The sequence below is a fragment of the Shewanella canadensis genome, assembly GCF_003966225.1.
Taxonomy (GTDB): Bacteria; Pseudomonadota; Gammaproteobacteria; order Enterobacterales; family Shewanellaceae; genus Shewanella; species Shewanella canadensis.
This window is the reverse complement of record NZ_RXNU01000005.1, coordinates 187,059-201,292: the sequence shown is the minus strand read 5'-3', so window position 1 is coordinate 201,292 and position 14,234 is coordinate 187,059. Positions and strand designations below refer to the sequence as shown.

The 14,234-nt window shown below is 46.4% G+C and carries 9 protein-coding genes; 6 read left to right on the top strand and 3 right to left on the bottom strand.

Going from position 1 to position 14,234, the window contains the following annotated elements; all coding sequences use genetic code 11:
* Window position 1 precedes the first annotated feature (1 nt).
* From nifJ to EKG38_RS11480, 5 genes are all read left to right on the top strand, one after another.
* Window positions 2-3,580 carry a pyruvate:ferredoxin (flavodoxin) oxidoreductase gene (nifJ, locus tag EKG38_RS11500; protein WP_126520395.1) on the top strand — a complete coding sequence of 1,193 codons (3,579 nt, stop codon included), beginning with the start codon at window positions 2-4 and terminating at the stop codon, window positions 3,578-3,580.
* Window positions 3,581-3,662: 82 nt separating this feature from the next.
* Window positions 3,663-4,442 (top strand): alpha/beta hydrolase, encoded by a 780-nt coding sequence (locus EKG38_RS11495; protein WP_185826842.1) that lies wholly within the window; start codon window positions 3,663-3,665, stop codon window positions 4,440-4,442.
* Window positions 4,443-4,629: 187 nt separating this feature from the next.
* Entirely contained in the window at window positions 4,630-5,343 is a 714-nt protein-coding gene (locus tag EKG38_RS11490; RefSeq protein WP_185826841.1) for a class I SAM-dependent methyltransferase, read from the top strand.
* A complete protein-coding gene (locus tag EKG38_RS11485) occupies window positions 5,340-6,446 on the top strand; it encodes an HNH endonuclease (RefSeq protein ID WP_126520393.1) in 1,107 nt (368 codons plus the stop codon). Before EKG38_RS11490 ends, EKG38_RS11485 begins: the two co-directional genes overlap by 4 nt.
* Window positions 6,447-7,274: 828 nt before the next feature.
* Window positions 7,275-8,951: an AMP-binding protein gene (locus tag EKG38_RS11480; RefSeq protein ID WP_126520392.1), complete on the top strand. Its 1,677-nt coding sequence runs from the start codon at window positions 7,275-7,277 to the stop codon at window positions 8,949-8,951.
* 381 nt (window positions 8,952-9,332) lie between these two features.
* On the opposite strand, the gene EKG38_RS11475 is transcribed toward EKG38_RS11480, so the two are convergent.
* From EKG38_RS11475 to EKG38_RS11465, 3 genes are all read right to left on the bottom strand, one after another.
* Window positions 9,333-10,466, bottom strand: a complete 1,134-nt coding sequence (locus EKG38_RS11475) for a PQQ-dependent sugar dehydrogenase (protein ID WP_126520391.1) — start codon at window positions 10,464-10,466, stop codon at window positions 9,333-9,335.
* A gap of 204 nt (window positions 10,467-10,670) precedes the next feature.
* On the bottom strand, window positions 10,671-11,486 hold the full coding sequence (locus tag EKG38_RS11470; protein WP_126520390.1) for a rhodanese-like domain-containing protein: 816 nt from the start codon (window positions 11,484-11,486) through the stop codon (window positions 10,671-10,673).
* A gap of 398 nt (window positions 11,487-11,884) precedes the next feature.
* Window positions 11,885-12,064, bottom strand: coding sequence for a hypothetical protein (locus EKG38_RS11465; protein ID WP_126520389.1), 180 nt, complete (start codon window positions 12,062-12,064; stop codon window positions 11,885-11,887).
* An 895-nt stretch (window positions 12,065-12,959) separates the two neighbouring features.
* On the opposite strand from EKG38_RS11465, the gene EKG38_RS11460 reads away from it, so the two are divergent.
* Entirely contained in the window at window positions 12,960-14,027 is a 1,068-nt protein-coding gene (locus EKG38_RS11460) for a PepSY-associated TM helix domain-containing protein (RefSeq protein ID WP_126520388.1), read from the top strand.
* Window positions 14,028-14,234: the final 207 nt, after the last annotated feature.

Here is a 14,234-nt window from a genome sequence, read left to right as displayed (position 1 = left end):
TATGGCCAAGCAGGTAACCATAGACGGCGGAGAAGCCACAGCCTACGTCGCTTATCGTACTAATGAAGTTTGCGCTATCTACCCAATCACGCCATCTTCGACCATGGCAGAGTTGGCCGATCAGTGGGCCAGTCAGAATATTGAAAATATCTGGCAACAGGTGCCGCTTGTCGCCGAGATGCAGAGTGAAGGTGGCGCGGCAGGAACCGTCCATGGCGCCCTGCAGACAGGCGCGCTGACCACCACCTTTACCGCCTCTCAGGGGTTGATGTTGATGATCCCTAACATGTTTAAGATTGCCGGTGAGCTAACACCGACCGTGTTTCATGTGGCAGCGAGGGCATTGTCGACCCAGGGCCTGTCGATCTTCGGTGATCATCAGGATGTGATGGCGGTGCGAATGACGGGGTTTGCTCAGCTGGTCTCCTCGTCGGTGCAGGAGTGTCATGATATGGCGTTGGTGGCACAGGCGGTGACACTCAATTGCCGCGTGCCTTTCATCCATTTCTTCGACGGATTTCGTACCTCCCATGAGGTGAGCAAGATTGACCTGCTCGAAGATAAACAGATCAAGGCGATGATCGATGATGAAATGGTCTTTGCCCATCGCTCGCGGGCACTCAATCCAGACAACCCCTTCATGCGTGGTAGTGCACAAAACCCCGACACCTATTTCCAGTCCAGAGAGTCTGCCAGTCGTTATTATAACGATGCCGTTGAGGCGGTAGACGTAGCACTGGAGAAGTTCTATCAAATTTCGGGTCGTCGTTATCAAAGCTTCGAATACTATGGCGACAAAGATGCCGAGCGGGTTATCGTCATAATGGGATCGGGTAGCGAGACGGCGATAACCACGGCAGAGCACTTAAACCAGCAGAGTAAAAAAGTTGGTGTGCTGCGGGTTCGCCTGTACCGGCCTTTTAGCTGCGAGCATCTGCTTAAGGCGTTACCGCAATCGGTAAAAAGTGTCGCCGTGTTAGACAGAACCAAGGAGCCCGGCAGCGATGGTGAGCCTTTGTATAAGGATGTCAGTAATGCCCTCTATCAGGCGGTAAGCAAGGGCGAACGTAAAACCATGCCAGTCATCATTGGCGGCCGCTATGGTTTAGCCAGTAAGGAGTTTACTCCGGCCATGGTGGCCAGGGTCTACCAGGAACTTACAACTAAGGCGCCCAAGAACGATTTCACTATCGGTATCATAGATGATGTCTGCCACACTAGCCTGGAGGTGAATGAAAGCCTGGATATCGAGTCTGACAAACTGGTGCAGGCGATGTTTTTCGGTCTTGGCTCCGACGGCACCGTCAGCGCCAACAAGAATAGCATCAAGATCATCGGTGGCGTCGAAGGATACTACGCCCAGGGGTATTTCGTTTATGACTCCAAGAAAGCCGGCTCACAGACCGTTTCTCATCTGCGTTTCGGCCCCGATCCCATTCGCGCGCCGTACCTTATTCAGTCGGCAAACTTTATCGCCTGCCATCAGTTTAGCTTTATCAAACACGTCGAGATGCTCGAACGGGCGAAGCAGGGCGCTACTTTCCTGTTGAATAGTCACTACGATGCCGAGCAGATCTGGGAGCAGCTTCCCTCATATGTCCAACAGCAACTCATCGATAAGCAGATAAAGTTCTATGTTATCGATGGCGATAAGGTGGCCCGTTCGGTCGGCATGGGTAAGCGTATCAATACCGTGATGCAAACCTGCTTCTTCGCGCTCTCTGGCGTGATGCCGAAAGAGGAGGCGATCGAGCGGATCAAGCAAGCAGCAGAAAAAACCTATGCTAAAAAAGGCGAAGAGGTGGTGAAACGCAACTTTGCGGCCATCGAACAGGCGCTGGCTCATCTGCAGCGTGTTAACTTGCCAGTCAAGGTGAGTAACATCAGCGGTAAAGAGACCGATGGACTATTTGAACGCGCTTCCGGGTTCGTGAAAGAGGTCACCGCCGAGATGTTTCATGGCCGTGGCGATCGTATTCCCGTGAGTATGTTACCCGATGACGGCACCTATCCCACCGGCACCAGCCAGTATGAGAAGCGTAGCATCGCCAGTGAGATCCCCATCTGGGACAGAGAGATCTGCATTCAGTGTGGTAACTGTGCCATAGTCTGCCCCCATGCGGCCATTCGGGCTAAGTTTTATAACAAACGCCGCCTGCAAGGGGCGCCAGCTTCATTCCCGTCGAGTAATGTCACCTCCCGAGGCTTCCCCGATGCCCGTTATACATTGCAGGTTTATGCCGATGACTGTACCGGTTGCGGCCTGTGCGTGAAGGCCTGTCCCGTCAACCATACGGCCGACGAACATCACCACGCAATCAACATGCAGAATAAAGAGAAGCATCTACAGGATGAACGCCAGAATCTGGAGTTTTTTGAGACCATCGCCTACAATCGGCGCACCCGGGTCGATTTTTCCAACGTTCGCGGCGTCCAGTTCCTACAGCCTCTGTTCGAATTTTCAGGTGCCTGTAGTGGCTGTGGAGAAACGCCGTATCTGAAACTACTCAGTCAGCTGTTTGGCGACCGCATGCTTGTGGCCAATGCAACCGGCTGCTCATCGATTTACGGTGGCAACTTGCCGACCACGCCATGGGCCAAGAACAGCGATAACAAGGGCCCAGCCTGGGCGAACTCGCTGTTTGAAGACAATGCCGAGTTTGGCTATGGATACCGACTCACCGCAGATAAGCACCTCGAGTTGGCTCAAGACAGGCTGTTGGCGTTAAAAGACCGACTCGACCCTGAGTTGGTCGATCAAACGGTTAATGCACCACAAGCCCACGAATCTGAAATACACGAGCAGCAGGATCGGGTAAAAGATCTGACAGAGCAATTACAAACATTGGACGATCCCAGAGCCAAAGAACTGCTGTCGGTTATCGACCATCTGGTGCGCCGCAGTATCTGGATCGTCGGCGGTGACGGCTGGGCCTACGATATCGGCTATGGCGGCGTCGATCATGTGCTGGCCAGCGGTCGTGACGTCAACATCCTGGTGATGGACACAGAGGTTTACTCCAATACCGGCGGCCAATCATCCAAGGCAACCCCCATCGGGGCGGTCGCCAAGTTTGCCGCCGGAGGTAAGGCGGTACCTAAGAAAGACTTGGCGCTGCAGGCTATCGCCTACGGTAACGTGTACGTGGCGCGCATCGCTCTCGGTGCCAGCCCGCAACAGACCCTGCAAGCCTTCCGTGAAGCCGAAGCCTATAACGGCCCGTCGCTCATCATCGCCTACAGCCACTGTATCGAACATGGGATCAATATGATCGATGGCATGCAGCAGCAAAGCCTGGCGGTAAAGGCGGGTTACTGGCCCCTGTATCGTTACAATCCGACGCTGCGAAGTGCAGGGCGTAACCCCTTTATGCTCGACTCACTGCGCCCCACCTTAAAACTGGAGGATTATGCCTATAATGAAAACAGGTACCGCAGCCTGCTGAAAACCGACCCGGATGAGGCCGCGCGTCTTATGAGCCTGGCTAAACAGATGGTTAATCAAAAGTGGGCCCTCTATGAGGAGATGGCCACCCGCAACGCGCACAAGTTTACCCCACATACCCGGAGTCGAACTTGATGGCTAACTTAATGCCTAGCTTGATACTGAGTTAGGCAGAAACAGATGACAAATTGGCTTCTTGAAGAGGAGAGTAGAGATTATGAAGGGTAGCATTACCAGTACATTAGCCACTCTTCTCTTTCTCTACTTGGGGATCTGCCTTCTGTTGTTTGTGTTGCAACGTAAACTCCTGTATTTCCCAACGCCGCCGCTGTTGCATTTTTCCCCGCCGATGGAAGCGACAGTGACAAGTTTTGAAAATGAGGGCGAGCGGTTAAGCGGCTGGGTGGTCAATGAGGGCCACCCGAAGGCATTACTTTACTATGGCGGCAACGCCGAGAACATCGAGAACAATATTCCTTTCTTCAGGGAGAACCTGCCGGACTATACCGTTTACTTGATAGCCTATCGGGGCTACGGTGACAGTTCGGGGGAGCCTACCGAAGCACATCTTTACAGCGATGCCCTTCAAATTTTTGACGAGGTCACTGCCGAACATACGACACTGTCCTTACTGGGCCGAAGTCTTGGCTCCGGAGTCGCCACATATGTGGCTGCCCATAGAGAAGTCGATAAGTTAATCCTTGTCACCCCGTTCGACAGTACCGCTAACGTCGCCAAGTCTGTCTACTGGATGTTTCCTGTCTCCCTGCTTATCACCGACAAATATGAATCGGCTAAACGAGCGTCGAATATAGATGCTAAAACTACGATCATCTACGCTGAAAATGACACCGTGATCCCAAGAGCCAGTACCGAGCGACTGATCGATGCGTTCTCAGGGCAACTTGAGGATACAATGCTAATCAGAGACGCCGATCATAACGATATCTCAGAGTATTCCGAATACGTTACCGGACTTAAACGTGCACTGGATTGATACTCTTATCAGAGCTAACTGGTATCAACAACAGCTATTAACTACAGCTCATCCATAGCTATCAACCATAGAAGATAGCTATCGGTCACATACACAGATCGGTTACCAATTCTTTTATCGCCTTTGGTGTGGTATGTTATTGATTAAAATGTATATCTATCCAGGTTAAGCAAAAGGAATCGCGTCAGTGACCAATGAGTTTTACAACGACAATGCTTCGCTATTAGCTCGTCAGTACCTTTCGACCTCTTTTGAAGAGGTACATGCTTCCTGGTTACCTCACCTTAATCAACTGTTCGACCATCACGTTTCAGGTTTATCCATATTAGATGTCGGTGCAGGAATTGGCCGCGATGCTGCGTACCTCGCGCAGCACTGCTCGTCTCAACATACGCCAGCAGAACAAAAGGTAGATGTGGTTGCCGTCGAACCCGCACATATCTTGGCGGACTTAGGGAAGAAGTACACCAAAGGGCAAAATGTCACTTGGATAGTTGATAGTTTGCCTCGTCTGAATCGCCTGACAATCTACCAAAATGGTTTCAACCTTATTCTGCTTAGCGCCGTCTGGATGCACATTCCACCGAATGAGCGCTGCGTCGCACTGCAAACCCTCGAAAATCTGCTTGCGCCCCATGGCAAGTTGGTTATCTCACTGCGTCACGGGCCAAATAATGACACCAGAGTCATGCATCCTGTGAGTGTCGATGAGCTGCAAACTATTGCGAAAAGGGCACATCTAACCGTTGTAGACTCGAGCGATAGAGATACCGATAAACTCGGTCGCACCCAAGTGTTTTGGGAAACAGTGGTGCTGCAACGTGCCAATGATCCTGTGGCTAATCCCATAGCAAATAGCCAAGTAGAAAGCGCCCCCCCAGTAAATGGCAGTCCTGAATGAATTCAGCAGCGTTTTCCCAAGTAGATGCCGCAAAGCAGGTCGAGTTCATCGCTTATCTGCAGCGCCTGCTGGTAGAGGGGGATTTTGTCGCCACCTATAAGTTTGCACTGCTACATGCATTAGCCGACATCTGTATCGAACGACCTCAGTTTGCAAGCAATGAACCTGAAAGCGGTGTCATCACCATAGATGAACTGGTTGAGAAGTTTATCGAGCTCTATTGGCAACATTCACTGCCTTATACTAGCGCGGCCAAAGTTGTAAGTACCAGTGGTATAGGTGGTACTGTCGACACGCCATTTATCCTGCTCCAAAATGCAGGAAAACAATCAGCATTGATTAAGAATCTCGCTGAATATCGCAATCAAGGTGTTAGAACCTTAGCTCAGCTGAAAATGCATCCTGATTGGAATAAGCTTCTCAGTAAGACCCGCAGCACCTTCAAGGAGGGACCGCTGTGGCGTTTGCAGTTATTGGCGGGCAGCGAAGAGTGCTTCTATTACCCACATGATAAAACACAAAAACATGTCGTGCTAAATCCAGGTATCGCTTTTTGTTTCAGGCGCTTTCACGATCTGGCTGTATCACTTGCCCGCAGTCACTGGACGCAGAAGGTGTGTGATTTCCCATTAAACCATGCCGTCATTGGCGGGCAGGGTAACTTGTCGGAATTTCTGTTTGGGAGTGACAGAAACTCCATCATTAAAGCAAGGCCTGTGCTGCACGATATTCAAAAGGGAAAATGCTTCTACTGCAACAAGCCGCTTAAAGAAACTGGCGAGGTGGATCACTTCATCCCTTGGGCTCGTTACCCTAACGATCTCGGCCATAACTTCGTGCTGGCACATAGCAAATGTAATAAGTCCAAAAGCGATCATTTAGCCGCAGAGCAGCACAAAGAACGCTGGTTTGAACAAAACATCATCCAGAATACAAAGACGCTCACCACAGAACTTGCCAATTACTTTGTCTGCGAGAGTGGCCGCTCTGAAGCCATAGCTACCTGGGCCTATCAGTTAGCCGTTCAGAACCAGTCGCCGCTTTGGTTGAAAGGCAAGAGCTTTGAGACGTATGGACAAACAGATAAAGGGCATTTTGTGTGAAGGTTATACCTTCATTGTTATCTATCGCTTCCCCGCGGGGGGATGTGCAGATACTTCTACGAGACGCTGGCTCTTGATTCCATAAGAAGTGTCCCTATACGCTCTGCGATTTCAAATAACCTCCATGTTTAAATGCCAGTTCGGTATCCCTACCTCTCGCTCAGTGAGTTTCACAATGTGAAACTTCGCCATGCAATCTAAGCTCGCAGCAGCATCTACACTTGGTTATTGTTTCTCTTCGATTAGGCTTTATTGCTAGGCTTCGTAACTCATTTCTGCCCTTTTACGATATAGCGGTTTCATTTATCGGTGCAGTAGTAATTCGGGTTCGCCATAGCTGAACTTATGCGAAATGCTTTAAATATAATCCCTGTAGGCTTTGCCAAAAAATCCCTTTTTGGAAGCTCGCAGCCACATCTGCACTCGCTAATTTACAAGAATAATCATTGTTCCACTTGAGCTTTATTACTTGCTTTTTATAACTCGTTTTAGACCCAAAATGATAGAAAGTTAGGAGGGATTTACCTTATTCGCTCTGACCCCTTTATCTTTTTCTGACTGACGAAGCTTTCTTTAGCAACAAACCCTGAAGCAAGCATGTGCCACAGTAGAAACGGTCATGATAATGCAGTAGCTGAATGCTTTTTTCATTGTTGAAGAAAGATAGAGTGAAGCGGAAAAGCGACAGAGGCAGGGACGAGTCACACTCTGAGACATTAGCTACTGCTACCCCCCTAGAACAGTAGTTAATTCATTGAATTCAGCCTATTATTTTTATACTAATTAGGTAAATTAATTTACAATAGTGATGTTTAAACAACAACATTAATGATGGCTATAATGACAAATGATAAACCGTGGTTAAAACAATATCCTGAGGATGTGCCCACAACAATAGATTCAAGTATGTATAACAATATCAATGATTTGTTTAAAGAGTCATTTAGTGCGCATGCTAAAAAAGCAGCATATATTAATATGGGACATAGCTTATCCTACCAAGATCTCGAAAGTAAAAGTAACGCTTTTGCTGCTTATCTACAATCTGAACTAAAAATGAAAAAAGGCGAAAGAATCGCCTTGATGATGCCTAATTTATTGCAATATCCCATAACTATTTTAGGTGCATTAAAAGCAGGACTCATTATTGTAAATGTTAATCCACTTTATACCCCTCGAGAGTTAAAACATCAATTACGAGACTCAGGGTCCAGTGCTATTGTTGCCGTAACAAATTTTGGTAACAACCTTCAGCAAATACTGCATGAGACTAACATCAAGCATGTTATTTTAACCAAAATCGGCGATGAGTTAGCTATTCATAAGCGTACATTGGTTAACTTTCTTATCAAACATGTCAAAAAAATAGTGCCTAAATATCATATTTCCGACGCTATTTCATTGCGTAGAGCGTTAACCGAAGGCAAGAAACTTCCCTTTATTGATCCCCAAATAACAGTAGATGATTTAGCATACCTCCAATATACAGGTGGAACGACGGGTCCTGCGAAAGGGGCAATGCTTACTCATAGTAATATTATTTCTAACGTTCTACAGGTTCATGCTCATTTTAGCCCAAGAACCTTATATGATAAGGAATATGCAGTAACCCCACTTCCGCTTTATCATATTTTTGCCAACTCAGTGAGTATGATGTTTATGCTCTTTCTCGGTGCAACGAATTTACTCATTACCAACCCAAGAGATGTCGATGGTTTCGTAGCAGATTTAAGTAAATATCCATTCACAATGGTTTTTGGTTTAAATACACTTTTTAATGGTCTAAACAATCATGCTGGTTTTCAAGAATTAGATTTTAGTCACGCTCGTTTTACTATTGCTGGTGGAATGCCGACGCAGAAAAATATTGCTGATCGTTGGCAAGAACTCACTGGAATGCCTGTCATAGAAGGTTATGGCTTAACTGAATGCTCCCCAGTGGTCGCAGCAGGTACTCATCAACAACAATCATTTATTTCTTCAATTGGTGTCCCTTTACCCAGCACTGAACTCCGTATCGTTAATGATGAAAATGAACCTTTAGGTCCCAACCAAATTGGTGAAATTCAAATTAGAGGGCCCCAAGTGATGAAAGGCTATTGGCAACAAGAAGCCGAAACCAATACTGTAATGCATGCAGGAGGTTGGTTAAGCTCTGGCGATATAGGAAGAATGGATGACGATGGGATTTTTTATATTGAAGACCGTAAAAAAGATATGATTCTAGTTTCGGGATTTAATGTTTTTCCAACTGAAATTGAAGAAGTTGCAACACTTCACCCGCACATCATCGAAGCTGCGGCCATTGGCATTCCTGATGACGCCACAGGAGAAAAAGTTAAATTATTTATTGTACGCAAAGGTAATGTGACCGTTGATGAAATAAAAAAACATTGTAGAAAATATCTTACCGGTTATAAAAACCCAAGGATAATCGAATTTAGAGATGAATTGCCAAAATCAAATGTTGGGAAGATCTTACGTCGAGAATTGCGAGATTCATAAGCGCTATTACTGACGTCCTATGTCATCAGCTTAAAAAAACGGTTTTATACGTAAAATTCGGAAAAAAGGAGCTGGTGGCTAGTTTGATTTTTGATTAAGGTTATTAGTTGGCTGATATGGGGCAGCGTGTTTATCAACACGTGTATGCAAACTATCAAGGTGCGGGAATGAGTACCTAATTGGCAAAAATAATGATATTTCCAAGCTGTTATTACCAGCGTTAGTACATATCAGACTGCCATACCTTGCCTAATGAAAAGTAACTTTAAGCGTTTTAACTCTAAAGTATTTTTGTCCCAAAGTGGGTTAGTGCTGTTAGTTAGTTAGTTAGTTAGTTAGTTAATTGCTTCTTTATTACTCGACATGTTGGTGGCTACAGATCTAAACACCACAGGGCTTTAGGCGGTATATAGACCCGCTGTCTGTCGAAATAAGCAGATACCCATGTTCATCTTCTATGACCTGACGTATACGTTCGTTAAACTCGGTCAGCAGTCGCAACTCTGATGTGGCACGTTCGCCGTCGAGCACTACTCGATTCAGGTGAGTCAGTTTCAGTGCGCCGCTGAGCAGATCACCTTGCCATTCGATGAAGGCGTGGCCGGAGTAGACTAACAAGCTCGAGGGGGCGATGGATGGGGTATAGACTTTTACCGGCGGCTCCATGCCTTCTTTAAATGTACCATCACCGACACTTATCGGCCCCCAATACTCTTTGCCAAATGAGACCACGGGCCAACCATAATTGCCTCCAGCTTTAATCAGGTTAATCTCATCGCCGCCTCTGGGCCCGTGTTCTATCGACCACAAACGTTGGCTTTTAACATCATATGTCAGACCTTGTGGATTACGATGCCCATAGCTGTAGATCTCGGGCAATGCATTTTCATTACTCTTATTAGTGGCAGAGGCGAAGGGATTATCTCGAGGCACACTGCCATCAAGATTTAGCCGCAAGATACTGCCGGCGTGAGTGGTCAAGTCTTGGCCGTTTGGACGGTGGCCGCGGTCACCGATTGAGAAATACAGGTGGCCCTTGTCATCGAAGGCGATGCGCGATCCAAAATGACGGCCGGTATCTGTTGCCGATTCGGTTACCAATAGATCTTGCCAGTTAACTAACTCTTTGCCTCGAAGCAGGGCTCTTGCAATTGTGGTTCGCCCCTGACCGTCGACAGGCTTTGCGTAGGTAATATAGAGCCATTGTTGTTTGCTGCTAGAACCAGAGTCGGTCTTAGGGCCCAATTGGATATCGAGCAGGCCGCCTTGTCCCTTGGCATATATGGGTGGTAGGCCTTTGATGTTTGTCTGCTTGCCGGTGGTGAGGTCAAGCTGTAACAGTTTACCACCTCGCTCGGTGACCAGGAGTTTATTGGGGCCGATTAAGGCCATGCCCCAGGGGATCCCGAGCCCTTCAGCGACTTGCTCGAGTTGATAGTTCTCACAGGCTTTTGCCTGGCAATCTATTGAGACCAGTGCAGCTAATAAGGTCAAGATTAGCGGTAAACTTTTCATTGTTCAGCCTCGGGAAGCGGTTAAGTGGGTTTAACTCTTTCTTAGTGCTAAAACTCGTTATATAAGAGAGTTATATCTATAACGCAGCTTTGGGTGAAAAACAATTGACTATGGTGATTGTTGATTTTTCATTGAGAAGCACGTGCTTGTTTCGGAGGAGTGAGCTCTACCATTACTTATAAATGTAAACTTACTAATGATGACTCAATCTATAGGTAAACCCGCTTCAACATAGGCTTTTACGCCGCCATCCATAAAGTAATAATTTTCTACACCCACTTTTTCAATTAAGTATTGTAACCAGGGAGTTTGCTTGCCTACTGCATCATAAAACAAGATAGTTTGCTGATTCTTTTTGGCCTTACGTAAAAGCCCGAGCACTTTATCTGATGATGCGACCCGTGTAACCCCCTCGAGAATAACCGGGTCTCTGTGATAATGCTCTCTGATATCGACAACCATCACCGACTTATCAATTTTAGCGACAAACTCAGCCGGTGATAAAAGGTGTAACTGATACTTTTCCTTAGTGATAAGTCTATCTTCCGGCACTGTCTCTTCGCCTAGAATAACAGCCGCATCAGGGAAAGCCTCAATCCAGCCAAATATCCCCAGATCCATGGTAGCAACATCTGTAATGCCATTTTCAATCGCTTTATCACTCGCCTTATAGGATTTGTCGCAGGTTATGCCATTACAGTAAAACACGATTGGCCGTGAGTCTTGCGCCCGTAATTTCTTAACCCTTGTAATAAAACCGGCATTTGAAATAGAAATATTGATCGCACCTTTGATGTGCAGCGTGTCGTATTCATGCTGGGATCGCACGTCGATGACTATGGTACTTTCCAACTGTTTATATAACGCATGATGAGCCATGATAGGAATATTTTGATAAACGGAGCGCAGTGGAAAGTTAGCGTCAGTTTGTGCCGCTTGGGGCTCTGTAGCCAATACTGGTGCGAATATGCAGCTCATCAATACCGAAAGCAATCCAATCCAATACCTTTGTAACTTCATCGTTGTACCCATTTACAAACAAACAGTGCCAGGGTGTTGCTAGCCAGCTCGGACATAAGCATCAATAGTAAGCATAGTTAAAAATGGCGGGAACCTTCTTATTGTTCAACTTCTGGTCGCGGGTGAGCATGAATGGTTATCATAGAAGGAGTGAAGAGTAGGGAGGTTTAGTATCGAGAGCGCTTGTTATGAGCAGAGTCTCGATACTAATTTAAATACTAAAAATAAGAGCTAGTTTTGAGTGGGCTTTCTCCGTGCTCGTTCTCGATACAATTTTTCGGCTCTTTTTCTCACTGATATTTGTTTGAACTAGATATGTTAAGCCTATTGTTTACTGGATGTGCTCATTACCAGTAGAACTGCAAAGAAAACGATTGCGCCTATCACTATGATTGTATTCATTGTTTGTTCCTCTTAAGTAGATGTTGGTAGATGAAGTAAGCCCCTATGGTGACAATGATGAAGGGGATGACAGTTATCGCTACGTTGAACATAAATTTGGTCACCGGAATGATGATAATGGTTGCCACAACCAGTACGGCTAGGGTGACCAAGGCGATAAGAGTGATCTGGTTCATGCAAATTCCTGAATGCTGTTTCATCTGATGTCGTACGAGTTAATAAACAACTGATCCAACATATAAAACAGCGGCTAACGATTGATATTCAATAATATTAGTATCGCAGCCTTACCTTATTCTTCCCTTAATTGAATTTTAAAGTGAAAGAAAAGGAGCGCTTTAAAGTCAAAGACGGCGCTTCGCTGTAAGTCAGAAATGACGCTGCGCTATTAAAGCTGAGACGACACTTCGCTAGAAGAGCTAAGATGGCACTTTGTTGGTTGAGCGGGGATGACACTTCGTTATTGGAGCTAAAACGACGCTACGCTGTAAGGGCTCAGACGATGCTCACAATGTGAGCTTGGTCGAAGGAATACGACGCTGCGCTGTAGGGGCTAAGACGATGCTTCGCTGGAATGACGTTCAAAGGTGGATACCGGAACAAGTCCGGTAGAACAGATTCGCGGCTAAAGCCGGCTCCTACAACACGATATTCTGAGCCGATTAATTTCGTGATTCTGACTTCACTTGAATTTCAGGTTTAGAATCTATGTCCTGCGTTAAGCCACAGATGGATTCCGGCCTTCGCCGGAAGGACTTTAGGTGGATCCCGGAACAAGTCCGGCATGACGGCAGTAGAAGTAGATTCGGGCCGCGCTTGCTGCTTCTGTTTTATGTCATTCTGAATTTATTTCAGAATCTAGCTTTATAGCTAGCCAAGAGGTGGATCCCGGAACAAGCCCGGGATGACAGCATAAAAGAATCGCTTCCTACCGTGGCGGTAAGATGACGGCTTCGCGGCTAAAGCCGGCTCCTACAATAATCATTACTTTGTAAATCCCGGTTAGAGTATTGAAATAGAGTTGGTTAATGATAACCTTTCTCAATTACAAGCTATTACTGAAAATTCAAAATGACAAAAATCTTAAAAACACTCCACAACTGGCTAGGCTTTTTTATCAGTTTAATAATGCTGATTGTATTAACGACCGGTATCTATTTAGGCGGTGCAGATCTGCTTAAACGTATGGACGATAAAGGTCAGGTGTATTCTGCGCTAAGCCATGAAGAAAAAGCTGTGATCGCGGCCGATGCGCTGGCGAACTATCCGGAGGCATCAGGTGTAAAACTACCAACCGAAATGGCGCCTTATGTCGAGGCCTATTCGAGACAAGAGTCCACTTATCTAACTACTGACCTTGAAGAGTTAAGCCATCAGGTAAAAAGTAAAGATTCTCTGCAAAGTTGGATGTTCTGGTTTCATCGTAACTTTCAGCTAAGCGACCCCGGTAAACATGCCAATGCTATCAGCGCCATATTGGCAACGGTCATCATCTTTATCGGACTCTATCTGTGGTGGTTAATAAGACGTGGCTTTAAGTGGAAGCATACACTGCCTAAAAATGGTAAAAACAGTGCCTTGATCAAGAGCCATATTCAGTTGGGGCTGATTTTCTCAATTCCATTGTTGATTATGTCGATCAGTGGTGCCTATATCACCTACGGTGCATGGGGTAGTTCGACGTTAGATGAGAATCGACAAAAGCCAGTACTTGCTCAAGCTGGTGACTGGGAGGCACAGATTGCTGCAGCCCAAAAAATATGGCCGGAGTCTGAACTGGTTTCTGTATCAAAGCCGCGTAAACCGGAAGAGGGGAGTTATATCTATTCACTGAGCTTTAATGGCGATAACGCCTTAGGTTTGATGCAGACTGATACCATAAACATCGATCTTCACACGGGCAAGTTAGATTCAGCGCAGACCTTTAGTGATAAGGGACTTGCCTATCAAGCTAAGTACAGTGCGCGTTTCTTACATGATGGCGCCAGAATGCCAACTTGGTATCTGCTCATGCTTATCATAAGCTCAGTCGTTGGGACGTTAATGGTGAGCTTTGTGTTGGTGACGTTTGTGCGAAAGGAGATCCTTGGTCGAATGAAAGCCAGAGCAGCACTTCGTTTGCAAAACCAAAACGTATAAAAAAGGATATTGAAGGAGTTTGGTTCGCGGCTGGTCGCTACAACAAAGGATCCGCATCTTTGAGGATAAAGCTTGGCGTTTACAGACAAGGGAACGAATGATGCTATATCAAATGTAGGACCGGCTTTAGCCGGGAATGGCTCCTCTGTTCAAAAGATTCGCGGCTGAAGCGCGCTCCTACAGTGGAGTTAAAGCCGGCTCCTACAA

Bases quoted from the DNA above. Each gene is read 5' to 3' on its own strand.
- nifJ (WP_126520395.1), top strand. From the start codon at position 2: ATGGCCAAGCAGGTAACCATAGACGGCGGAGAAGCCACAGCCTACGTC.
- EKG38_RS11495 (WP_185826842.1), top strand. From the start codon at position 3,663: ATGAAGGGTAGCATTACCAGTACATTAGCCACTCTTCTCTTTCTCTAC.
- EKG38_RS11485 (WP_126520393.1), top strand. From the start codon at position 5,340: ATGAATTCAGCAGCGTTTTCCCAAGTAGATGCCGCAAAGCAGGTCGAG.
- EKG38_RS11480 (WP_126520392.1), top strand. From the start codon at position 7,275: ATGATGGCTATAATGACAAATGATAAACCGTGGTTAAAACAATATCCT.
- EKG38_RS11475 (WP_126520391.1), bottom strand. From the start codon at position 10,466: ATGAAAAGTTTACCGCTAATCTTGACCTTATTAGCTGCACTGGTCTCA.
- EKG38_RS11470 (WP_126520390.1), bottom strand. From the start codon at position 11,486: ATGAAGTTACAAAGGTATTGGATTGGATTGCTTTCGGTATTGATGAGC.
- EKG38_RS11465 (WP_126520389.1), bottom strand. From the start codon at position 12,064: ATGAACCAGATCACTCTTATCGCCTTGGTCACCCTAGCCGTACTGGTT.
- EKG38_RS11460 (WP_126520388.1), top strand. From the start codon at position 12,960: ATGACAAAAATCTTAAAAACACTCCACAACTGGCTAGGCTTTTTTATC.